This is a genomic window from Polyangiaceae bacterium, assembly GCA_015075635.1.
Taxonomy (GTDB): domain Bacteria; phylum Myxococcota_A; class Polyangia; order Polyangiales; family Polyangiaceae; genus JADJKB01.
The window spans coordinates 2,604,840-2,625,765 of the sequence record JABTUA010000001.1 but is presented as its reverse complement, the minus strand read 5'-3'; the positions used below and the strand labels follow the sequence as shown (position 1 = coordinate 2,625,765).

The window sequence follows — 20,926 nt, the reverse complement described above, 5'->3', positions numbered from 1 at the left end:
AGCCCGGCCGACTGAAGATCACGTCGTACGGCGCGACCGACTTGGGCAAGCGGCGTCAGGTCAACGAGGACGCCTACCTCTGCGACGACGAGCTGGGTCTGTGGGTCGTCGCCGACGGCATGGGGGGCCATGCGGCGGGTGAGGTGGCGAGCCAGGAGGCGGTGGACACCGTCTACGGCATGGTGAAGCGGGGCAAACGCGCGCTCGAGCTCGAGGGCGACTTCAGCGAGGAGAAGGCCCGGGCCGCGGCGCGGCTGCTCGAGGGCGCAGTTCAGGCCGCGACCTACATGGTGTTCGCGATGGCGGAGCTGGATGCCAACAAGGCCGGCATGGGCACCACGCTGAGCACGATGATGGCCCTGGGCGACTTCGCGGTGCTCGCTCAGGTCGGCGACAGCCGGATCTACCGAGTGCGTGGCGGTGAAGCCGCACAACTCACGGAAGATCACACACTTATCGCCTGGCAGCTCAAGCAAGGCCTCATCACCGCCGAGGAGGCCAAGCACAGCCGGCACCGCAACGTGATCACGCGGGCGGTGGGCAATCGCGACTACGTGCAGGTCGACACCCATTGGGTCGAGCTCGAGTTGGGCGACCAATTCCTGCTCTGTAGCGACGGGCTCCACGGCTACCTGCGCACCGCTGAAATTCCCGACGTTACCGCGCTCGGCGGCGAGGCTTGTGTGCGCAAGTTCATCGAGATCGCCAACGGCCGCGGCGGTCGCGACAACATCACCGCCGTGCTGGTCGAAATCACCTGACGCGGGCGAGCGCGAGGTGCCGGCCGGAAGCGGCGCGCGATCCGCCGCGTTTATTTGGCCGAACGCACCGACCTCCGATAGCGACGAGGTGAGGAGCATCGATGAAAGCGCCGCGTATCGGAGTCGTCATGGGCGGAACCTCGGCCGAGCGGGAGGTCTCCCTCAGCACCGGCAGAGCAGTGGCAAAGGCCCTGGGCTCGGCGGGGCGGAACGTGGTCGAGATCGAGCTCGGGCCCGGGATCGACACCGTGGGGGCGCTGCGCGCGGCTCGCATCGACGTGGCCTTCCTGGCGCTGCACGGCCGCCTGGGTGAGGACGGCTGCATCCAGGGCCTGCTCGAGATCCTCGAGATCCCCTACACGGGCTCGAGCGTGCTCGCGAGCGCCTTGGCCATGGACAAGCTGAAGAGCAAGGAGCTCTTCCGCCTGCACAACGTGCCGACGCCGCCGTACTACGTCTTCGACGCGGAAGGCCTGGCGGACGTGGAAGAAGTCCACGGCTCCTTCGGCTTCCCGGTGGTGGTCAAGCCACGGCGCGAGGGGTCGAGCTTCGGAATCGCCAAGGCGGACAGCCCCGCCGCTCTCGCTCGGGCCATCGCGGACGCGCGCCGCTACGATCAGAGCGTGTTGGTCGAGCGCTTCATCGCCGGCAAGGAGATCTCGGTGGGGATCCTCGACGGCCGCGTGCTCGGTGCCATCGAGATCGCGCCGAAGAGCGGCATGTACGATCACCACGCCAAGTACACCCCGGGGATGACCGAGTACTTCATGCCAGCGCGGCTGCCCGCGACCCGCTACCGCGGCGTGTTGAACCTCGCGGAGCGTGCCGCGCAGGCGCTGGACAGCGCCGGCGCCGTGCGCGTCGATCTACTGGTGACCGAAGGGCAGAACGAGTACGTGCTCGAGGTCAACACGCTGCCGGGCATGACCCCGACCAGCCTCCTGCCCAAGATCGCCGCTGAGGCCGGCTACTCCTTCGCCGATCTGTGCGAAGCCATCGTCGATCGCGCTGGCTTGGGCGTCGCGCAGCCGGCGGCGCCCGCGGAGCACCCCGCGCTCGGAGCCGAGTCCGAGCCGGACACCCTGGCCGTCGCGGTCTGACGACTTTCGCGGCCGAAGCCCGAGTCTGAGCGGTCCGCTACTCCGCCCGAGCCGCCGCCGGGGCCTGGCTGCAGCGGTCTCGCACCGCGCTGTTGTGCCGGTCCACCATCGACTTGACCGCCTCCGGATCGTCCTCCGGCGGGGTGAAGACGTAACGGCTCTGGTCGGCCTTGGCGCGCTCGCCCGCGCCCGGGCTGACGATGATGCCGGCAATGCCCAGGCCGAAGCCGGCGGCGATGAGCGCGCTGGCCCCGGCGACCCGCCCGCCGTTGATGTCCTGTTCCTCGTCGACGCTGCCGTCCGACGCCGTCGTCTTCTTCGTGTCGAACGAGGTGGCGAACAGGTAGGAGCCGATGCCCAACGCGATGAGGCCCGCGCCGCCGAGGCCTGCCGCGAGCAACTGCTTCTGGTCGTGGCGCTCCACCCCAGCCTTGTGCCGCTCGACGATTGGCGACGAGCCGAGGCGCTCGGCGAGGCCGGGGATCTTCTCCGGGTGGTCTTCACCCACCCGGTACACGCCGAAGCCGTCCTTGCGGGCGACGCTGCTCCGCCCGCTGTGGCTGACCTCTTGGCTCTGGGTGGGGGCGAGCACCAGCCACTCCGTGGATTCGCAGGCATTCTTGGCGTTGCCGCTCTGCGTCGGAAGCTCGCCGGGCAGTCGGACGACCGTGGAGGCGCAGCCCAAGGCCGGGACCAAGAGCGCCACCCACAGTCGTCGCATCGGCCTGGGGAGTACCACGCTTCTCGTCCCTCGTCACCGCCCGGGCTAGCATGTTTGGGCCTTGGGCAACGCGCACGAAGCCGGACGGGTGGTCGGCCGCTACGTGCTCTACGACGAGATCGCGTCGGGGGGCATGGCGACGATCCACCTCGGCCGCATGATTGGCCAGGTCGGGTTCGCGCGCACCGTCGCCATCAAGCGTCTCCACCCCCACTTCGCCAAGGACCCGGAGTTCGTGGCGATGTTCATCGACGAGGCGCGTTTGGCGGCGGGCATCCGCCACCCGAACGTGGTCTCCACCCTCGATGTCGTGGCGCTCGAGGGGGACCTGTTCCTGGTGATGGAGTACGTGGAAGGGGACTCGCTCTCTCACCTGATCAAGCGCGTGACCGCCCGGGACCAGCGCATTCCGCCGGGCGTGGTGAGCGGCATCGTGAGCAACGTGCTCTACGGCCTGCACGCCGCACACACGGCGAAGGACGAGCGCGGCGAGGCGCTGCACATCGTCCACCGCGACGTCTCCCCGCAGAACGTCCTGGTGGGTCTCGACGGCGTGGCGCGCGTGGTCGACTTCGGTGTCGCCAAGGCGTCGCGGCGCATCATGGAGACCGAGGCCGGACGCATCAAGGGCAAGTTCCGCTACATGGCGCCGGAGCAGGTGAAGGCGGACAAGTTCGACCATCGGGTGGACGTCTTCGCAGCGGGCATCGTGCTCTGGGAGGCCCTGACTGGGCGGGGGCTCTTCGTCGCCGACGAGCCGATGCGCACCATGACGATGGTGATCGAGCACCCGATCGAGCCACCTTCCAGCCTGGTCCCGGGGATCCCGAGCGCGGTGGACGACGTGGTGCTGCGCGCGCTCGAGCGCTCGCCCGCCGAGCGCTACCAGAGCGCCCGCGAGATGGCGATGGATCTGGAGGACGCGCTGCCGCCGGCGGTGCCGCGCGTGATCGGCGAGTGGGTCGACGGCCTGGTCGGCGAGACGCTGCGCAAGCGTGCCGAGCGCCTGATCGAGCTCGGCAGCGAATCGAACGCCTCCGCTGCCGGCTTGCCGCAGCCGGCGACGGTGCCCGACGCGGTTCCGAGCGCGCCGCTGCCCGCTCCGCTGCCCGTCGACGCGGCGCCGCCCATCCCCGCGGCGCCCGCGCCGCAAGCCCCCGTGCCGCTGCCGGTCCTCGAGGCCACCCCCGTGCCGGCTCATCCGCTGCGCACCGAGCCGAGCTCGCAGGTCTCCGAGGTCTCCACCGCCGCCTGGGACACGGCAGCGCAACGCTCGCTGTTCCCGCTCCGACCGAACAAGCAGCTCAAGGTGGTGCTCGGCGCGGTGGCGGGCGCGATGGCGCTGTTTCTCGTCGTCTTGGTCGTCGTGCTCAAAGGCCGCGCTCCGACCGACGAGGCGCCGGACGTGCTCGGTCTACCCCCGACCGGCGCCGCCCGCCCGGAGGTACCCGTAGAGGCGACCCCGCCGCCCGCGCCGGCGCCCGTGCCGGCACCGCCCGCCGCGACGCCGGAGCCGACGAGCGAGCCCGCGGTGCCGGCGCCGAAGCCCGCGCCCGCGCCCGAAAAGCCTCCGCCGACGCCACAGATCTCAGCGGCCCCCGCCGCGCCCAAGGCGGCGCCGAAGCCCGCTGGGGACTGCAACCCACCGTGGGTGATTGACGCGAACGGCATCAAGAAGTTCAAACGGCACTGCATGTGATGGCGAAACTGATTCTCTCCCAAGGGCTGGCGCTGGCCGTTGTCTGCACTTGCGCGAGCGCGTTCGCAGCGCCCGGGACCCCGACCAAACCCGAGTGCTTCGACGCGCACGAACGTGCACAGCTCGCTCAAAAGGAGAAGAAGCTGCGCGCGGCCAAGCAGGACTACTCGATCTGTGCCAACGCGGCTTGTCCCAAGCTGGTCCGCAGCGAGTGCGAGGCGGAGCTCCCGAAGCTCGACGCCGTCCTCGCGTCGGTGATCGTGTCTGCGCTGGACGCGGGCAAATCGGACAGCACCATCCGCATCAGCATCGACGGCACGCCGGCGGAGCAGGCGTCCGGCCCCATCGAGCTCGAGCCGGGAGAGCACCTGCTCCGCGCCGAGACCAGCGACGGGCGCAGCGTCGAGAAGCGGGTGACGCTCCCGGAGGGCCGGCGCAACGAGAAAGTCACGCTGGACGTCCCGGCGGCCGCTCCCGCCGCTCCCTCGCCCGAGCCGCCGCCTGCCCCAGCGCCTGCGCCGAGCCGCATCAGCCCCGCGGTGTGGGTGCTCGGCGGCGTCGCGGTGCTCGGGCTGGGCGGCTTCGTCGGCTTCGGCCTCTCGGGCAAGGGGCAGGAGAGCGACTTGGACTCCTGCAAGCCCGACTGCAAGCGCGACGACGTGGACGCGATGCGCCGGAGCTACCTCCTGGCCGACATCTCGCTGGGTGTCGCGCTCGTTGCCGGCGGGGTGGGCGCCTACCTCTACGTTTCCGGGAACAAGAAGCAGCAGGAGCAGGGCGTGTTCGTGCGCGCGGTGCCATTGCGGCAAGGCATGGGTGCGCGCCTGGGCGCGAGCTTCTGAGCGTCAGGGGCAGGTGGTCGTGTACTTGACCTTGCCGTTCGCGTCGGCGGCGAGCTTGCTGCAGGAGCCCGGACACAGCACTGCGGTGCCGGCGTTCTCGAACCAGCCGTCGCCGGGCAACGGCCCGCCGGGGCAGCCGGCAGCGCTCGAGTGGTGCGTGAGCGTGAAGGGAGTGCCCCCGACGTCGAGCGTGAACGCGACCTCCGCCGCCGTCTTGCCCGCGGGATAGCTGAAGCGACACGGCGTGACGGCCGAGAGCATCGCGGCGGTGATGGCCTGAGAGGTGGTCGCGCTCTGTACGGCGACGCTGCCGCCCGCCGCGGCGAAGCCGTTGATGAAATTGAGGTCCGAGGCGGGCAGCGCGATGAAGTGCGAGGTCACCGCCGGCCAGGCCGTGCTCAGGATTTGGTTCAAGACCGCTGTCGCGCTGCTACAGCCGCCGCCGGCGGTCGCCGACGTGACGTCGGTGATCACCACGACGTCGAACTGTGTCGCCGGCTTGGTCGCGAGGTACTGTGTACCCGCGTTCTTGCCGCCGTTGAACGTGCCCTCCAGCACCGTTTGGAGCCCGACCGTGGTCGCGGTCAGGGAGGTGGCGACCGCGCTGGCGAGCCCGGGCAGGACACCGAAGCCGACGGCGGGCGTGCTGTAGCCGCCACCGGCGCAGCTGCCTCCGGCTTGCAGACCGAAGTACTGGAGGCCGAAGTCGATGCCGGCGGCCTGCGCGCTGGTGGCGAAGGCGTTGATCGCGCTCGACGCCATGGGGAACTTGTTCTGGTCGGCCATGCTGCCGGAACGATCGAGGAAGACGTAGGCCGCCCGTGGCAGCGCGCTGGCGTCGCCGGTCGTGGGCGTACAGGTCGTGCCGCCGCTGCCGCCGCCGCTGGGAGCGCCGCCGCCGCTGGGAGCGCCGCCGCCGCTGGGAGCGCCGCCGCCGCTCGGAGCGCCGCCGCCGCTCGGAGCGCCGCCGCTGCCTGCGGACCCGCCGGTGGAGCCTGCGGACCCGCCGGTGCTGCCGCCGGCGCCGCCCGCACCCCCGGAGCTCTTCCCGCCGCTTGCCGAACCGCCCAGGAATTCGTCGTCGCTCGGGGCGAGCAGCGAGCAGGCCGCGAGGCAGAGCGAGGCGAGGGAAACGCCCCAAGTTCCGAGCCGCGCCGCCATCGCCAGCGAGCTTAGCACGTGGGCCCGCTCAGGGGCCGAGCATCGCGGCGATCTCGGCGGGGTCGCGGTAGCTCCGGAGCGTCTTCACCAGCTCCTCTCGGCTCGACCAGGGCAGGACGTTGCCGCGCGGCGTGGCGTACTCGAGGTACAGGTTGTCGTCGCTCGACACCAGGTCGCCGACGCCGAGGCCGGCCTGGCGCGCCGAGTCCTCGATGAAGCGGCGGAGCCCCTTGTCGGTGACGATGACGTCGTCGAGCAGCGTGGCCAACAGGCGGTTGTTCGGGATGCTGTCGTGTACCGTCGGATCGGCCTGCATGCGCTCGAGGTGGGCGCGGGAGGCGACGAGGGGGCGCTCGGAGGCGACCAGGATGCCCTGCCCGCCGCCGTAGAACAGCGTGACGTGGTCGAACTCGTCCGCCAGCGTGTGCAGGATGGTCGCGAAGTCGCGCCGGCTCATGTGGTGCAGCTGCACCCACTGCTGGAACACCCCGCCGGGCTCGAGGCGCGAGTGAACCAGCCGGTAGAACTCTCGGCTGTACAGGTTCGACGCGCCGGCGAACCAGACGCTCGACAGCTCCATGCTGACCAGGCCGTAGCGCTCGGTGGTGAGCAACAGGAAGTTGCGGCCGTCCGCCAGGTGGAGCTTCACCTTGGGATCGTCGAGGGCGTTGCGGTTGATGCTGCCGAAGTGCTGCTTCGCGGCGCGGGCGATGGCGGGCGAGATCTCAACCATGTCCACGCCCTGCCAAGGGTAAGCCGCGATGGTGCCCAGGGTGGTGCCGGTCCCGAGACCGATGACCAGCGCGCGCCGGTGCTCCGGCACGAACAGCGAGGGGTAGTGGGCGAAGAAGCGCTGGGCGTTCATCTCCCAGCCGTTGTTCCCCTGGAACTTTCCGTTCGTGTACAGGGTCAAGACGTCGCCGCGCCGCGCCACCGTGGTGACCCCACCGTGGACGTCTTCCTCCATCATCAGGAGCTCGTCCGGCGGCCGCTCGCTGTCGAAGTAGACGTTGGAGCCGCTGGTCAAGCGAGCCAGATCCCAGCGCGGCGCGCCGAGCGCGAGGAGCAGGGCGAGCGCCGCGAAACCGAGCGCGAAGCGCTTGGCGGTCGCCGAGGTCGTCAGCGCCGTGGCGACGCCGAGCAGGGCGAAGACCACCGCGCAGGTCGCGAGCACGCGCTGCGAGCCCAGCGCGGGCAGCACGAGGTACCCGGTTACCAGCGAGCCGGTCACTGCTCCGATGGTGTTGACCGCAGTGAGGCGCCCGACCAGGCGCCCGACGCCGGCGTAGCGCGCGACGCGCGACAAGAGCAGCGGGAAGGTCAGCCCCATCAGCGAGGTCGGCAGGCATAGCACCGCGAACGCGACCAGACCCCGCACCGCCTCGCGGCCCTCGAAGCTCGCGACTTGCTCGCCAGTGCCCTTGAACACCAGCGGCAAGCGATCCCAGAGCGGCAGCGTGAGCGCGAGCAGCGCTCCGGTCAGGACCAGGCTCGCTGGCAGCGTCGCGTCGCCGTAGCGCCTGCCGAGAGCCGGAGCGCGTGACGCGCCCACGAACAGGCAGGTGAGGAAGACGGCGAGGATGAGCCCGAACGCGTAGGCGCTGTTTCCGATGATCAGCGCCAAGAGGTGCGTGAACACGACCTCCGCGGAGAACACCAGGTAGCCCGAGGCGAAGGCCAAGGTCGTGAGCAGGACCTGCTCCCGGGAGCCGGGATCGGCCTGGGGGACCGCTCTGGCCTCCGCGTCCTCTCGAGCTTCGCTCGGCCCCGAGTGGGCGGGCTCGGCGAGCAGGGCGCCCCTGCGGCCCAAGAGCAGGGAGAACACGCCGATGGCGCCGCTCAACGCCGCCGCGGCGGCGAGGGTCTTCGTCAGCCCCAGCGCCGGCAAGATCGCGTAGGCAGCGGCGAGAGCACCCAGGGCGCCGCCCAGCGTGTTGGCGGCGTAGAGGATCCCCAGGCGGCGCGCGCGGCGTGCGGCCTCCGCCGGCGTGGCCGCGGCCCCTTCGCCGAGCGCTCGTGACAGGAAGGGCAAGGTCGCTCCCATCGCGGTGGTCGGCACGATCACCACCAGCATGGCCAGGCACCAGCGTGCGCCGCTCAGCACCACCAGCGAGCCCGGCGCGGCCTGAGCGACCTTCACGTAGAGCGGGGTCAGCGCCTGGAAGGCGAACGGGGCGAGCGCGACCGACGCTGCGACCGCGAGCTCGAGCACGCCGTAGGCGAAGAGCGGGTTCTTGATGCGAGAAGAGAGCTTGCCGCCGAAATGCGCGCCGATGGCCAGGCCCGCCATGAACGCAGCGAGCACCGCGCTCACGGCGTGCGCCGTGGAACCGACGATGTAAGTCAGGTACTTCGAGAAGCAGAGCTGATCGACCAGCCCGGTCGCCCCGGAGACGACGAACAAGGCGACCGGGATCCAGAACGGGGTTGCGCCGGGCGCCGTGCTGGTGCGCGACATTCCGGACTCGACGGCAGGGGCGAGGGGCGTGGACAAAGCGCGCGCACCATAGCGGAACGGCGCCGAACGAGACTCGGGTTTTCGGCATTTTGACGCGGGATCGAGCAGATGCGCTTGGTCCGCGCGTCGGTAAATGGCAGGACAGCAGGGCATGCGTTCCCACCCGATCGGGGTCGTGGCGGCCGAACAGGCCCTGGCTCGGGCCACGGACCGACACCGCAAGGCCCCGCTGGCGTTGACCACCGAGCCCCGAGGGCTCGGACCCTATCGAGGCTACGGCGAGGTGCTCTCCCAGCTCAGCGAGCTGGGCCGGCGCGGCGCGCACGTTTCGGTGATCGGCAAGAGCGTGCGCGAGGAGCCGATCTTCGCGCTCTCGGTGGGGCCGCCGGACGCTCGGCGTACGACCGCGGTGCTGAGCGGGATCCACCCCATGGAGTGGATCGGCGTCGAGACCCACTTCACGCTGCTCGAGCGCTTGGTGGAGCGCCCGCCCACGGATCGCCGGGTGGTCAGCGTGATCGTCGCCAACCCCGACGGCGTCCTGCGCGTGGAAGAGAACCTCCGGCGCGGGCGCCGGCGCTTCGTCCGACACAACGCCCGGCGCGTCGATCTGAACCGTAACTTCCCGAGCTTCTGGGGCAAGCGGAGCTTGGCTCGTCTGCTCTTCAAGCCGATCTTCTCTGCGGGGAGCGGCCCCGCGAGCGAGCCCGAGGTGCGGGCCATCGTGAGCTGCTTCAAAGGGCAGATGGTGGACCGCGCGCTGTCGCTGCACAGCTTCGGCGGGGTGGTGCTGTACCCCTGGGGCGGCCGGGTGTTTCCGGCGCTCGATCGCAGCGAGCTCCGCCGCTGGGCCCGTCACGTCGCCCGCCGTGCCGACCCGCACCAGCCTTACCGCGCCGTTCAATCGTCGCACTGGGTCCCAGGCTTCACGGCGCCGGGCATGGAGCTCGATTGGTTCTACGACAAGCACGGCGCGCTCAGCTTGTTGGTGGAGTGCTCGCGGGGAGGTCTGGGTCTGCCGCGCCTTCGACCCAGCAAGCTCGTCGAGCCGTTCGCCTGGTTCAACCCGCCAGCGCCCGAACGGGTCGCGCCCCACGTGGCTCAGGCGGTCGAGCGCTTCGTGCGCGGTGCGGCGCGGCCCTCCGACTGAAAAAAAGTCACTGGCGCCGTGACAACTCGCCCTGCTCCGCCGTTCAATCCATGAGGTGGACGCGGACGACCTGACGGGGCTGGCGCTGCGGGTGCTCGACGGCGACACCCCGGCCTGGCACGCCTTGTGGCGGCGGGTCGAGCCCCGTATCTGGGCGCTCACCGGCAGGTGGCAGATCACCGGTCCTTTGTGCAAGAGCCCCGACGACCGCCGCGAGATCGTGCTCAAGGTGATGGCGAAGCTGCGCGAGGGCGGGTTCCGCCGCCTTCGAGCCTTCGTCACCTCAGCCGGTGGCAAGAGCGAGGCGGCCTTCGCGGCGTGGCTCCACACGGTCGCGACCCGGGTGGCGGTGGACTACACCCGGGCGCACCCCGAGCACGTCGGTCGCGGCGAGCAGGCGCGCTGGGTGCGCCTGGTTCCCATCGACGACGTGCCGCCGCCCATCGCCGACAGGGACCTGGCGCGTCACGCCACGGTGCTGCGCGTGCTCGAGCGAGCCCGCGACGATCTGAGCGTGCAGCAGCTGACCGCGCTCTCGCTCTGGCTCGACGGCGAGTCGAACGAGACCATCGCCGAGCGCCTGGGGTCGGCGACTCCCGCCGCGGCGGAACGCGCTCTGCGCGCCGCGCTCAAGCGCCTGCGCGATCGCTACCGCGAGCCCGCCGTCGAGGCCGAGCTGTCTCCGGAGGAACCGTCATGACCCAGTGCCCGGAAGTCGATGTCTTGCTCGCGCGCCAGGCCTCGGCGGAGGAGCACGCGGTCGCCTGCGCGGCGTGCAGCGCGGTGCTGTCGCTCGCGGAGCTGCGCGACGAACGCAGCGCCAGCCGCGGTGACGCCTGCGTGGAGGCTGAGGTCCTGCTCGCGCTCCAGAGCGAGGACCTGCTCGACGCGGAGCAGGAGGCAGAGCTCGCGACGCACCTCGAGAGCTGCGCGGAGTGCAGCGAGGTGGCCGTTCGAGTCCAGTCGAGCGCGGGTGCCGTCGCCGACGAGGTCGCTTCCGCGGCGGGAGCCGAGGCGCCCGCCCGTCGCTCGTTCGGCCTGGTGCTCGGTATCGCCGCCGCGCTCTGCGCAGCAGCGGCGCTCGGGGCGCTCGCGCTGCGCGCGCGACCGCGCCCAGCGGAGACGCCGGTGTCGGAGGCGCCACGCGCGGCAGCCCCGGCGCCTGGCCTCGGTCTCGAGCGTCCCGCGCTCGCGCCGAGCGTCGCACCAGCGCCCGCCCCGTCGGTCGCACCGCTGGCGCCGAGCCCGCCGGCGCCCAAGCCAGTCCCGACGCTGGTGGATCCCTGGGCGACCTCGGCGCCGAAGCCGCCGGCGACGAGCCAGCCGCCGCCGCCGGTGCAGGGCACCGGCTTTCTGACGGTGATGTGCGTGCCGACCTGCGACTCCGTCTTGGCCCAGGGCAAGAACCTCGGCGCCAGCCCGGTCGTGCGCGCGCCGCTGCCCAGCGGGCCGGTGAACCTCGAGCTTCGGCGCGGCGCCATCAAGCGCTTCCTGCGCGTGCAGATCGTCGCCGGTCAGACCACCGCCCGGCGCGTCAGCATGAACCCCGAGCCAGAGGTGATGGACCCCTGGCGCTGAGCTCGAGAGCTTCGAAGAATCGACAGCGGGCGGAGGGTAGGCCGGCTTCGCCGGGCGACCTTCAGTCGCCGCCCTTGAGGGCGTCCTTCACGTCTTTCTTCGAGAGCTCGTCGAGCGGGCTCGCGCCGGGCTTCAGGGCCTTGAGCTTGCCCAGGTAGCGGAACTTCCCGTCCACGTAGGCGAAGGACCACAGGCTCGAGCCGATGGTCTTGCCCGGCTCCACGCAGTTGATGGTGTAGATGGCGGTCGGCGCCTTCATCGCGCGGATGGCCGCCTCCTGGAGCGAGTTGGCGTTGTCGTCGTCGGGGCTCGTGTGCTTCTCGATCAAGATCTCGGTCTTGCCCTTGGCTTGCGCGGCCTTGAAGAAGCTGCCGATGGTGCCGAGCTTCGGCACATCCGTCGCGTAGTCCGAGGCGAGCTTGGAGGCGTTGTCGGCGCCGAAGGTCTTGGTGAAGAATCCGCTCGGGTCGGGCAGAGCGAGGTCCTTGCCCATCTTCTCGCCGTCGCTGTCGCTGGCGGTCGAGAGATCCGTGGCGAGCTGCTTCAGTCCTTCTTCGGACTCGGGGTAGCTCTTGCCGCCGCCCAGCATCTTGCAGGCGAGCAACGTCAGCGCGAGCCCGAGCATCAAAACGAAAACCTGGAGCCTCTTCATGGTCTGTCTCCCTCCGCCGCGGGAGCTTAGCCGCAGTCTCGGGCTAAACGCGCGATAATTGCAGGGGCGCTGCCTGCCGCGGGGGCCTAAGCTCTGCTCCGGTGTGTCATGGGAGCGTGGGACGTCGGCACCTTCGACAACGATACGGCTTGCGACTGGGCCTTCGAGCTGCACGGCACCGAGGATCTGTCGGTCGTTCGCCATGCCATCGAGGCGGTGTTGGTCGCGGGGACCGACTACCTGGACGCCGATCACGCCTGTGAGGCACTGGCGGCCTGCGAGGTGATCGCGCGCCTCAGGGGCAAGTGGGGAGAGCAGAACGCGCACACCGAGGCCCTGGACAAATGGGTCCGTACACACCCGCTCACCCCGGCCCCGGAGCTGGTCCAGCACGCGCTCGAAGCCATCGATCGCATCGTCGGGCAGCCCTCCGAGCTCCGCGAGCTCTGGGACGAGAGCCCAGACGCCGACAAGTGGCACGCGGCCGTGGCGGAGCTAAGGGCTCGCGTCGCGGGCCACGGGACAGCGGCGTCCTGAAGCTGGGGGCCTAGGTCCCGCAGAAGGTCTGGCGCACCCGCTCTTCGGCCCGAGGCGCTCTGGCGAGGTGCGCGGCCTCCGGTTGGTCGTCGTAGGGTCGCCCGAGCACCCGGACCAGCGCATCGAAGGGCGCGAAGTCGTCGCGGCGGACCGCGGCTTCGATGGCTTCGGCGATGCGGTGGTTGCGCGGGATGAACGCGGGGTTCTCGCGCCGCATGGCCGCCGCGCGCGCACGGGGCTCGCGCTCCTCCCGCGCCAGGCGGCGGCGCCACGCGCGCGACCAACCGTGGAACGCCTCCGGGTCGCGGAACAGCAAGGCGATCCGCGAGTCCTCCGCGGGGTCTTCGGCGGCGGCGCACAGGCCGCGGAACAGGAGAGTGTAGTCCACCTCACTCTCCGCCATCCGATCGAGCAGGTCGGCCGCGAGCGCGGCGTCGTCCTGCTCTGCTCGCGCGAGGCCGAGCTTCGAGCGCAGCACCCCTGCGTGCGCCGCGGCGAAGATGGGCTGAAAGCGCTGGAGCTGCTCGGTCGCGACGCGGACGGCGTCGTCCTCGTCGTCGGCTAGGAGGGGCAGCAGGGTCTCGGCGAAGCGCGCCAGATTCCACAGGGCGATCCGGGGTTGAGCGGCGAACGCGTAGCGCCCAGCGTGATCGATGGAGCTGAACGTCTTGCCCGGAGCGTATTCGTCGAGGAACGCGCAAGGCCCGTAGTCGATGGTCTCGCCGGAGATGGCGGTGTTGTCGGTGTTCATCACCCCGTGCACGAAGCCGACTCCGAGCCAGCGCGCGACGAGGCTCGCCTGGGCCTCGACGACGCGCTCGAGCAGAGCCCCCGCGTCGTCGCCGGTGCCCACGGAGCCGGGGTAGTGCCTGCGGAGCGCGTGCGACGCCAGCGTGGCCAAGGCATCACGATCGTCACGCGCGGCGAAGAGCTCGAAGGTGCCGACTCGGATGTGACTGGCGGCGACGCGGGTGAGCACTGCCCCGGGGAGCGCCTCTTCTCGAAACACCTGCTCGCCGGTCAGCACGACCGCGAGCGCACGGGTCGTCGGAACGCCGAGAGCGGCCATCGCTTCGCTGACGACGTACTCGCGCAGGACGGGACCGAGCGCTGCTCGCCCGTCACCGCGGCGCGAGAAGGGCGTGGGGCCGGAGCCCTTGAGCTGTACGTCCACGCGCCGTCCGTCTGCCGTGACGAGCTCCCCCAGCAGGATGGCGCGCCCGTCGCCGAGCTGAGGCACGAAGGAGCCGAACTGGTGTCCGGCGTACGCCAGGGCGATGGGCTCCGCTCGGTCGGGCAGCGCGTTGCCGGCGAGCACCTGCGCTCCGGCGGGCGACTCGAGCTCGTCCGGATCCAACCCGAGCTCGAGAGCGAGCGCGCGGTTGATCTTCACGACGCGCGGCGCGCGGACCCTGGTCGGGGAGACGGGCGCGAAGAAGCGGGAGGGGAGTCGCGCGTAGGTGTTGTCGAAGGCGAAGGTCATCGCTGGAGCGCCGGCGACGTAGTGCCCGCGGGCGTGTCGTCAATGGACCCGGCGCTGGCAACGCGATTCGAGCAACGGCGTGAGCCACGAAAGGGGCGAGGGACTGCCGGAAGTCCGTTGGGGAGCGAAGTGAAGCTGAGCGTCCGTATCTGGAGGAGTTTAGAACGGCGCTGATCGAGGTGGCAGCGGAACCAGCACAAGGCGAGGGTAGGGGCCGGTGGGCCGTAGAACGCGGGGCGCATTGTTGACTGAGCAGCCGTCCAGGCTCAATATGTCGAGCAGATGCTGCGTGTTCTCCTCTTCCCCGACACAGGCGCGTGGGTCGCACAGGCCCTGGAGCTTGACGTGTGCGCGCAGGGCGTCACCGAGGAGCAGGCAATCGAGAACCTGGACGCCACGATCCACATCCACGAAGCCCTCGACTCGGAAAGCGGTGCGGAACCGCTGGCCGACGTGAAGCGTGTGCCCCCTGCGATCTTCGAGCGCCTGTACCAGGCCGCCCTGCCGTGGGATCGCGGCAAGCCTGGGCTGGTCGTTCGACGGACACCCCTCGAACAAGCATCTGTCGCGTAGTCGAGCCTGCGTCCAGTGCGCCATCGACTGCCCACATTCGCTCAGCTTCGCGATCACTTGATCGAGGAGTACGGCTGCACCGAGAAGCGCATCGACATCCTTCACCCCGTCACCAAAAGACCGGTGCGCGGGGGCTGCTTCTTCCGACAGGTCGCCGGAGAGAAGCAGCCGCGCAAGTACCCCTACATGGACGACGACATCGGGCCTGTCGTGAGCGAGTACTTGCTCCGCCACCTCTGCGGAAAGTTCGCCGTGGACGCCGACGAAGTGCTCGACTGGTTCGATCGGCACGAGTGACGTGCGGCGGCTTCAGCCGCGCCGCAGCCGAGCGACGAGCCGCTCGCGGACGGCTTCCCAAGGGGCCCCTTGCGAGCCACCGGAGAGCACCCGCTCTGCTCGACCCTCTATCTGCGCAGCCCAAGCGTGCCCGGCGTCCTCGTCTTCGCCTTCGTCGAGGCTGGCCAGCAGAGCAGCGGCGAGCTTGGCTCGGTCTTGGGCGGTCAGCTCCAGCGCGTCGCTGAGGACTTTCTCGGCGTTCGAGGGTCTCACGTCGCGAAGCTTAGCACGCGGAGCGGACTCCAGTGCCGCCAGCGCGTTCCCGCCACGCCAACTGCGCGGGACGCGGCAGCTGGTGGAGGCCCGAACCGGTCAGGCTGCGACCGCCCACGAGGTCGGGTCGCTCGCTGTTGAGAATCCGCCCAGTCGAACTGAACGCGGCGATAGCCATTGACGGTTCGCTATGCCCAGGTACTTTTGATCAGGTCGAGATCATCAGCGGAGGGCGACATGGGGTATTCGCGAGGTGGGTTGATCCTGTCGACGTGGGCGATCTCGACAATCATGGCGGGTTGCGCGGTTTCCGATCCGCCGCTCATCGGTAGCCCCAAACAACCCCACGAGTCCGGCGAGCAGGCCGAAGTGCACGCGGTCGTAGCGCGGCGGCTGAACGGAAGCGTGAATCTGGTGGTGGGGCACCGGTTCACCGGCCCGAACTTCATGAACAACGTGGCCGGTAATCCGAAGGACATCACCTACGACCAGTCGCTGCCCGGCGGCGTTTCGTTCCGGCGGGGTTCATCCATCAACGGCTGGTCTTACAGTGCAAACGGTGCGTCCTGGCAAGCACCCGGCAAGGTCTACCCCCAGTTCGTGTGGGGTGAACCGGTTGCCATTCTCTGGAGTGATCCGGCCCTCGCGGTTGGGTTGACCAACCCATCGCTGGTTGCCTACGCGAGCCTCGCCGTCAGTCGGCAAGCGTTCGACTCGGTCGCGGGCACATCACAGACCTCGCTCAACGGGTGGCCTACGACGTTGACCACCCCGGATGGGATCAATCTCGTCGACAGCGTCTGCGTGGCGCTTTCGTTCGACGGCGGAGTTCAGTTCGGCGACCTCACGTGCATTCGAGAACCGGACATCGGCGATTACGGTACGGATCAAACGACCGTGGCGATCGGAGCTGGCGGTCGCGTCTTCGTTGCGGCGGACGATTTCAGGACATCTACCACTTTGGGCCGACTCCTATTGTACGAACTCGTTTACACCGGCGCGAGCGAGCCGTTCCTTCAGAAGCTGCCGGTCGACGCGGACATGGAGACGTACTCAAGGAGTCCGGAGCTACGTCGTGATCAGAGCGGAGTTGTGTGGCTGTCGGGAATGAACGATGCCGGAACCGTTCGGCTCTGCCAGGTAACAAGCGACGGGTGCACGTACATCGGCCAGGTGACGACGGGAGCCAAGGTCTTTGCCTCCCTCCCCGCCGGGGTCGTGACCGACAAGAAACTCCGGTCGGGCGTGAGCGCCGACTTCGCCGTGAATCGCACTCAGCTCGCGGGCTCGACGGTTCGCGAGTTCATCTTCGTGTACTCACGTGTGGAGCCTGGCGGCGATCCGGATGCTTCACGAACCTACGTGGGCGTCACGCGCTGCTTCCGGTTCGGGCTGGAGGGCGTCCTGAGCTGTCAGGATATCGATGCATGGGGCGCTCGGCTACGCGCCGGCTACCAGACTCAGCCTCGAATCGAGTTCGTCGACAAGAGCCCTGGCCAGGATGGCTCCGGCGCGGACTGGCGCTACGCGTTCTATGAGTTTGGGCGCGACGAAATAGCCCAAGGGCACGCCCAGGTGACTCTCGCGACGCTCTACGGGACGCTGCCAAGCGCGGCGGATCCCACGGTGGTCTTCTCTCCTCTGCCCGGACCCGACCCGGAGGTGTGCCCCGCCTACTATGAATGGCAGAACGCGCACTACTGGGGCGATTACTTCGCCCTGCTCGCGGTTCCGCCGGTGCCGGGAAACGCAAATTGGCGGCACTTGGCGATCTACTCCAGCGACGAGCAACGCGGCTGCGTGCCGAGCCATCCGCTTCAGGGGCGCAACCTTCATGTGGTCGCCTGGGGCTGGGTGGATTGATGCTCGTCCGTGTCTGCGTTGTTCTCGGCGTGGCCGCCCTCGGATGTGGGGGGAACGTCGAGCTTCCATCGACGGGTAACCCGGCGACGGGAGGTACGGGTGGCATGCCGGTCGACGCCGGCCCCGACGCGATCAACCCGCCCGACGCAAGCGTAGACACTGGAGCTGGGGGAACGACTCCAGGATCTGATTCGGGCCCAGAGAGCCCGGACGACAAGTTCCCGTGGGTGTGCAAGGATGGCGGCACGGATCCCCTCAAGAGTTGCTGCAACGGGCACGTTTGCCTGGGAACCTGCGAATCAGGTTCCTGCCATTGCGGGGGCATAGAGGGTGGCTGCGTCCTGCCATCGGTCTGTTGCAACATCGGATCCGAGAAGGAGGCACAGCTCGTATGCGGTGGATACGGCGTTTGCTTGCCGTGGAAGTAGCCGTGTGCCTTCCGATCTGGGCATGCGCCGGCACAACCAGCTACGAATCGTCCGCTGACTCCGGTTCACCCGACGGTTCAAGCGGTGCGGGCGGGATCTCTGGCGAAGCATCGGCCGATCACGCGGTGCCTTCTGATTCCTCGGAGAGCGCCTCTGGATCGTGCGCGGAGGTGGGCACGGGGCCAGGGATCGAGAGCTGCTGCGAAGGGCAGCGCTGCCACGGGTCGTGTCAAGAACCGACTCCGTACTATCCAGCGTGTCGTTGCGACGGCGCTGTGTGCCCGCCCGGCGCGGCGTGCTGTTGGATCGCCAATCCAGATACGGGAGACCCGTTCGGCCCGTTCTGTGTTGCGCCGGAGGATTGCATCGCACCGCAGTAGCCCCAGGCCACCGGCGGCTGATCCGAACAGCATGGATCTCTATGGCAATACCGCATCAGCGAGCACCCGCAGCAGGTTCTCCACGCTCCCCCTGCTCACGGCCCTTCCCGTCCGCGAGCGGAAGCCGTCGTCGGCCAGCACCTGCACGATCCCTCGGATGCTCGTGCAGCTCCTGCATCCGGGCGCTGGCTACGCAACGCGACCGGCGAGCGCGCACAGGATGTTCCAGACCGTCCCCTGAGTGAGCGGCCTCCCGACCCGCGATCGGTAGCCTTCTTCGGCCAAGCACTGGACGACTCCACGGATGCTCACACCCTCGTCGCGCAGGTCGCGAATGCGCGCGATCACGAGCTGCTCATCGACGTCCTCCACGAGCTTGCCGTTATCGTCGGCGCGATAGCCCCAGGGCAAGTTGCCAGCTCGTTCACCACGGGCCTTCTTCGCCTGGAGCGCTGCGCGAGTTCGAGCGGCGATGATCTGCCGCTCGTACTCGGCAAAGGCGTCGATGATCTGGCGCATGAGGCGGTCGGTCGGTGAGTCGTCGCCGGTGCCTTCGCCAGCAACTGACACGATCCGTGCGCCGGCTTGCCTGACCTTCATCTCCAGGTAGCCGGCGACCAAGACGTCCCTGGCCAGCCGGTCTCGTTTGGCCACGACGAGAACACCGGCCTGGTGCTCGTGCAGAGCGGCCAGCGCGTCTGCAAGAGCTGGTCGTTTGCCCGGCGGGAGCTTCCCGGTGAACCCCTGGTCAAGATGCCAGCCGACGACATCTACACCTTCCCGAGCGGCCCACGCTTCGATCGCGTCGCGCTGAGCTTGCGGCCCGATGTGCTGCTCCTCCTTGCTCACGCGGATGTAGGCGACGGCACGCTGGGGATCGCCCGTCGTTCTACGGTTTCGGGCTGTCGTACGACTTCTCGTTGTCTTACCACCGTTCGGTTGTACGACGGAACCAGCTCGTTTCCCGCTGTTTTCGGGATCAAACATCGTCGCCCTCGCTTTCGTCACGGCGGCTCGGGAACTGGATAACCGTCCCGTTCGTGGGCTCGAAGTCGGGCGAGTTCCTGGCCAGCATGTAGATCTGCTTTCTGCCGTCCTTCGGATCCGGACGGACAACGACTATGTTCTGCGCGATCAACACCCTCATGCTCTGAACGAACCTTGAGGTGTTGCCTCCTACTGCTTTGCGTGTATCCCGTCCGCTCGCCCCCTCCGGATGCCCCTCCAAAAAGGCGATAATGGCCGCACGTACGTCGGTCTTGTTCGTCGCCGCAACAACAGGCGTCGCGTCGGGGTCGTACTCCACCAGCCGAAGCCCTCGCGCTCGCCGCGTCTCCGGAGCGATGCCACCCACTTCTTCGATCTCGAACATGAGGGGAGCAACGGGATGCGGCACTGCTTTCACTTGCTCCACGACGAAACGACCGCGCTCGGGCGACGACACGCGGAGCACGCAGCCGGCGCTGTCCTGAATCGCCGACGAGCCTCGACCGTATCCAGTGCCGACGCGTTTTCCTTCGTGATGCACCCAGACCACCGCGACACCAAGCTCGTTCGAGAGTTCACCGGTCATGGCCAATGCGTCGCCAATTCGAGGATCGTTGTCCGTCGCCGAAGTTGCCCTCGAAAGCGGGTCGATGATCACGAGCTGCTTTCCCTCCATCGCTTGTCGTAGATGGACGCGAGCATCGGGTTCGTCGAGCTTCAAGGCAGGGTAGGAACGGAACCAGATGCCAGGCGCTGCGTCGAGATCGAGACCAAGGCCGACGACCATCTGTCGATACCTGACTTGCATCTCGTGCTGGCCAAGCTCGTAATCGAGGTGCAGTACTTCTCCGGCTCGAACGTCGTACTTGCTGAAGAGGGGCAGGTTCAGCGCGACGCAGCTGGCGATGTACGAGGTAAACAACGTCTTACCTCGACCTGATTGACCGAAGATCACCGTCGGCCGTCCAGGCGCAATCGCGAGTCGTTCCGCCACGTATTCCACCCTGGGAAGCGGCTCGTGCGCCAGATCGGCCAGACAGATCGCTCCTGACGTGAACGGGTTCTTCTCGGTCTGGTTGGTGTCTTGTTCCTGCGTATTCGCTTCGGTCGTCTCATTCTCGTTCTCCTTCGTTTCGATGTTGTTCTCGGTTTGCTCGATGAGTTCGTTCATGGCCTGCATGGACTCCTCCTGCTCGACGACATCGCTCGGGATGCGTCGCTTTTTGGTTTCCGGTTTTGTTCTCAAGAAAGAGCGGTTCCCGTGGATGGAAACCGCGAAAGATGGATTGCTCGCGCGCGTGTCGTCGGTACGGTTCAGCTCATGACCATCGCCGACGAATTGGGCGCGCCCGAACTGCAACTGCTCAGCGACGTGCTCGAAGGCGACGTCACCGCAGCGCTCGCACTCGCAACTGCGCCGGGTGGTTGGCGGTCGCTCGATGGCGATGAGCTACGCGCTCTGGAACTTCAGGAAAGCCAGGTGCGCGCGATTACGGCCATGCAGATCCTGGTGCTGCGGACATGGCCTTCAATGCCGCGACACAAGCTGATCGACGCCGAAGAAGTTGCACGGGTGTACACGCCTCGACTTGCCGGCGAGCTGGACGAGATTGTCGTCGCCGTTGCGCTCGATGGTGATGGCTACCTGAGGAGCGAGGTCGAAGTCGGCAAGAACACTGCGGGAGGCTACGGACTCGAAGCAGCGACCGTTCTTCGCAGCATGATCAAGTGTGGGGCTGAAGCCTTCCTGGTCGTCTTGAACATGCCAACCGGCCAGCCCAGAACGATGCCCGACCTGATCCACTTTGCAGAACGACTGGATGCGGCGGGCGAAGCGGTCGGGATCCTATTGAGCGACGTAGTCGTCATCGGGGCGAGGGACAGCGGGTGGATCAGTCTGCGGGCGGAAGGCATCGTGGGCGCGGAAGACGACGAAGAGGCCACCGAGTGAGACGGAGACTTGGCTGCGTGCCGTCGCTGTCGTCGCTGCGCTGACCGTTGAGC

General features: G+C 68.6%; 20 protein-coding genes. 12 read left to right on the top strand and 8 right to left on the bottom strand.

Annotated elements, in window-relative coordinates; genetic code table 11:
- Nucleotides 1-11: 11 nt before the first annotated feature.
- Nucleotides 12-761, top strand: coding sequence for a serine/threonine-protein phosphatase (locus HS104_11865; protein MBE7480664.1), 750 nt, complete (start codon nucleotides 12-14; stop codon nucleotides 759-761).
- 101 nt (nucleotides 762-862) lie between these two features.
- The gene (locus HS104_11860; GenBank protein MBE7480663.1) at nucleotides 863-1,861 is read left to right on the top strand and encodes a D-alanine--D-alanine ligase; all 999 of its coding nucleotides are present in this window, start codon (nucleotides 863-865) and stop codon (nucleotides 1,859-1,861) included.
- A gap of 37 nt (nucleotides 1,862-1,898) precedes the next feature.
- On the opposite strand, the gene HS104_11855 is transcribed toward HS104_11860, so the two are convergent.
- The gene (locus HS104_11855) at nucleotides 1,899-2,582 is read right to left on the bottom strand and encodes a hypothetical protein (GenBank protein ID MBE7480662.1); all 684 of its coding nucleotides are present in this window, start codon (nucleotides 2,580-2,582) and stop codon (nucleotides 1,899-1,901) included.
- Nucleotides 2,583-2,643: 61 nt separating this feature from the next.
- Here HS104_11855 and HS104_11850 point away from each other — a divergent pair, with 61 nt between their 5' ends.
- Both HS104_11850 and HS104_11845 read left to right on the top strand, forming a co-directional pair.
- Complete coding sequence (locus tag HS104_11850; GenBank protein MBE7480661.1) at nucleotides 2,644-4,281, top strand: serine/threonine protein kinase; 1,638 nt, start codon at nucleotides 2,644-2,646, stop codon at nucleotides 4,279-4,281.
- Entirely contained in the window at nucleotides 4,281-5,123 is an 843-nt protein-coding gene (locus tag HS104_11845; protein ID MBE7480660.1) for a hypothetical protein, read from the top strand. The genes HS104_11850 and HS104_11845 overlap by 1 nt, the downstream gene beginning before the upstream one ends.
- 3 nt (nucleotides 5,124-5,126) lie before the next feature.
- Here HS104_11845 and HS104_11840 read toward each other — a convergent pair whose 3' ends face one another.
- Together HS104_11840 and HS104_11835 are read right to left on the bottom strand one after the other, a co-directional pair.
- The gene (locus HS104_11840; GenBank protein ID MBE7480659.1) at nucleotides 5,127-6,284 is read right to left on the bottom strand and encodes a hypothetical protein; all 1,158 of its coding nucleotides are present in this window, start codon (nucleotides 6,282-6,284) and stop codon (nucleotides 5,127-5,129) included.
- 28 nt (nucleotides 6,285-6,312) lie between these two features.
- A complete protein-coding gene (locus HS104_11835) occupies nucleotides 6,313-8,778 on the bottom strand; it encodes a fused MFS/spermidine synthase (GenBank protein ID MBE7480658.1) in 2,466 nt (821 codons plus the stop codon).
- 115 nt (nucleotides 8,779-8,893) lie between these two features.
- Between HS104_11835 and HS104_11830 the strand changes: the two genes are divergently transcribed.
- The 3 genes from HS104_11830 to HS104_11820 are packed head-to-tail and all read left to right on the top strand — an operon-like array spanning nucleotide 8,894 to nucleotide 11,470.
- Nucleotides 8,894-9,892, top strand: coding sequence for a hypothetical protein (locus HS104_11830; GenBank protein ID MBE7480657.1), 999 nt, complete (start codon nucleotides 8,894-8,896; stop codon nucleotides 9,890-9,892).
- 55 nt (nucleotides 9,893-9,947) lie between these two features.
- Complete coding sequence (locus HS104_11825; protein MBE7480656.1) at nucleotides 9,948-10,592, top strand: hypothetical protein; 645 nt, start codon at nucleotides 9,948-9,950, stop codon at nucleotides 10,590-10,592.
- A complete protein-coding gene (locus HS104_11820) occupies nucleotides 10,589-11,470 on the top strand; it encodes a hypothetical protein (protein ID MBE7480655.1) in 882 nt (293 codons plus the stop codon). The genes HS104_11825 and HS104_11820 overlap by 4 nt, the downstream gene beginning before the upstream one ends.
- Nucleotides 11,471-11,531: 61 nt before the next feature.
- Here HS104_11820 and HS104_11815 read toward each other — a convergent pair whose 3' ends face one another.
- Complete coding sequence (locus tag HS104_11815; protein ID MBE7480654.1) at nucleotides 11,532-12,122, bottom strand: hypothetical protein; 591 nt, start codon at nucleotides 12,120-12,122, stop codon at nucleotides 11,532-11,534.
- A gap of 108 nt (nucleotides 12,123-12,230) precedes the next feature.
- On the opposite strand from HS104_11815, the gene HS104_11810 reads away from it, so the two are divergent.
- Complete coding sequence (locus HS104_11810) at nucleotides 12,231-12,659, top strand: DUF4259 domain-containing protein (GenBank protein ID MBE7480653.1); 429 nt, start codon at nucleotides 12,231-12,233, stop codon at nucleotides 12,657-12,659.
- Nucleotides 12,660-12,669: 10 nt separating this feature from the next.
- Here the strand turns inward: HS104_11810 and HS104_11805 are convergent, their stop codons facing one another.
- Nucleotides 12,670-14,142: a YdiU family protein gene (locus tag HS104_11805; protein ID MBE7480652.1), complete on the bottom strand. Its 1,473-nt coding sequence runs from the start codon at nucleotides 14,140-14,142 to the stop codon at nucleotides 12,670-12,672.
- 282 nt (nucleotides 14,143-14,424) lie between these two features.
- On the opposite strand from HS104_11805, the gene HS104_11800 reads away from it, so the two are divergent.
- A complete protein-coding gene (locus HS104_11800; protein ID MBE7480651.1) occupies nucleotides 14,425-14,715 on the top strand; it encodes a hypothetical protein in 291 nt (96 codons plus the stop codon).
- A 15-nt stretch (nucleotides 14,716-14,730) separates the two neighbouring features.
- Nucleotides 14,731-15,012, top strand: coding sequence for a hypothetical protein (locus HS104_11795; protein ID MBE7480650.1), 282 nt, complete (start codon nucleotides 14,731-14,733; stop codon nucleotides 15,010-15,012).
- Nucleotides 15,013-15,024: 12 nt separating this feature from the next.
- On the opposite strand, the gene HS104_11790 is transcribed toward HS104_11795, so the two are convergent.
- Nucleotides 15,025-15,264: an addiction module protein gene (locus HS104_11790; GenBank protein MBE7480649.1), complete on the bottom strand. Its 240-nt coding sequence runs from the start codon at nucleotides 15,262-15,264 to the stop codon at nucleotides 15,025-15,027.
- Between the two features lie 258 nt (nucleotides 15,265-15,522).
- On the opposite strand from HS104_11790, the gene HS104_11785 reads away from it, so the two are divergent.
- Complete coding sequence (locus tag HS104_11785; protein ID MBE7480648.1) at nucleotides 15,523-17,127, top strand: hypothetical protein; 1,605 nt, start codon at nucleotides 15,523-15,525, stop codon at nucleotides 17,125-17,127.
- A 997-nt stretch (nucleotides 17,128-18,124) separates the two neighbouring features.
- Here HS104_11785 and HS104_11780 read toward each other — a convergent pair.
- A complete protein-coding gene (locus tag HS104_11780) occupies nucleotides 18,125-18,784 on the bottom strand; it encodes a recombinase family protein (GenBank protein MBE7480647.1) in 660 nt (219 codons plus the stop codon).
- A 130-nt stretch (nucleotides 18,785-18,914) separates the two neighbouring features.
- Nucleotides 18,915-20,282, bottom strand: coding sequence for an AAA family ATPase (locus HS104_11775; protein MBE7480646.1), 1,368 nt, complete (start codon nucleotides 20,280-20,282; stop codon nucleotides 18,915-18,917).
- On the opposite strand from HS104_11775, the gene HS104_11770 reads away from it, so the two are divergent.
- Nucleotides 20,244-20,873 carry a hypothetical protein gene (locus HS104_11770; protein ID MBE7480645.1) on the top strand — a complete coding sequence of 210 codons (630 nt, stop codon included), beginning with the start codon at nucleotides 20,244-20,246 and terminating at the stop codon, nucleotides 20,871-20,873. The genes HS104_11775 and HS104_11770 overlap by 39 nt on opposite strands.
- Nucleotides 20,874-20,926 lie beyond the last annotated feature (53 nt).

Excerpts from the sequence above, each read along its gene's own strand:
- HS104_11860 (MBE7480663.1), top strand. The coding sequence starts at position 863 with ATGAAAGCGCCGCGTATCGGAGTCGTCATGGGCGGAACCTCGGCCGAG.
- HS104_11855 (MBE7480662.1), bottom strand. The coding sequence starts at position 2,582 with ATGCGACGACTGTGGGTGGCGCTCTTGGTCCCGGCCTTGGGCTGCGCC.
- HS104_11845 (MBE7480660.1), top strand. The coding sequence starts at position 4,281 with ATGGCGAAACTGATTCTCTCCCAAGGGCTGGCGCTGGCCGTTGTCTGC.
- HS104_11840 (MBE7480659.1), bottom strand. The coding sequence starts at position 6,284 with ATGGCGGCGCGGCTCGGAACTTGGGGCGTTTCCCTCGCCTCGCTCTGC.
- HS104_11830 (MBE7480657.1), top strand. The coding sequence starts at position 8,894 with ATGCGTTCCCACCCGATCGGGGTCGTGGCGGCCGAACAGGCCCTGGCT.
- HS104_11820 (MBE7480655.1), top strand. The coding sequence starts at position 10,589 with ATGACCCAGTGCCCGGAAGTCGATGTCTTGCTCGCGCGCCAGGCCTCG.
- HS104_11815 (MBE7480654.1), bottom strand. The coding sequence starts at position 12,122 with ATGAAGAGGCTCCAGGTTTTCGTTTTGATGCTCGGGCTCGCGCTGACG.
- HS104_11810 (MBE7480653.1), top strand. The coding sequence starts at position 12,231 with ATGGGAGCGTGGGACGTCGGCACCTTCGACAACGATACGGCTTGCGAC.
- HS104_11805 (MBE7480652.1), bottom strand. The coding sequence starts at position 14,142 with ATGACCTTCGCCTTCGACAACACCTACGCGCGACTCCCCTCCCGCTTC.
- HS104_11800 (MBE7480651.1), top strand. The coding sequence starts at position 14,425 with ATGCTGCGTGTTCTCCTCTTCCCCGACACAGGCGCGTGGGTCGCACAG.
- HS104_11770 (MBE7480645.1), top strand. The coding sequence starts at position 20,244 with ATGACCATCGCCGACGAATTGGGCGCGCCCGAACTGCAACTGCTCAGC.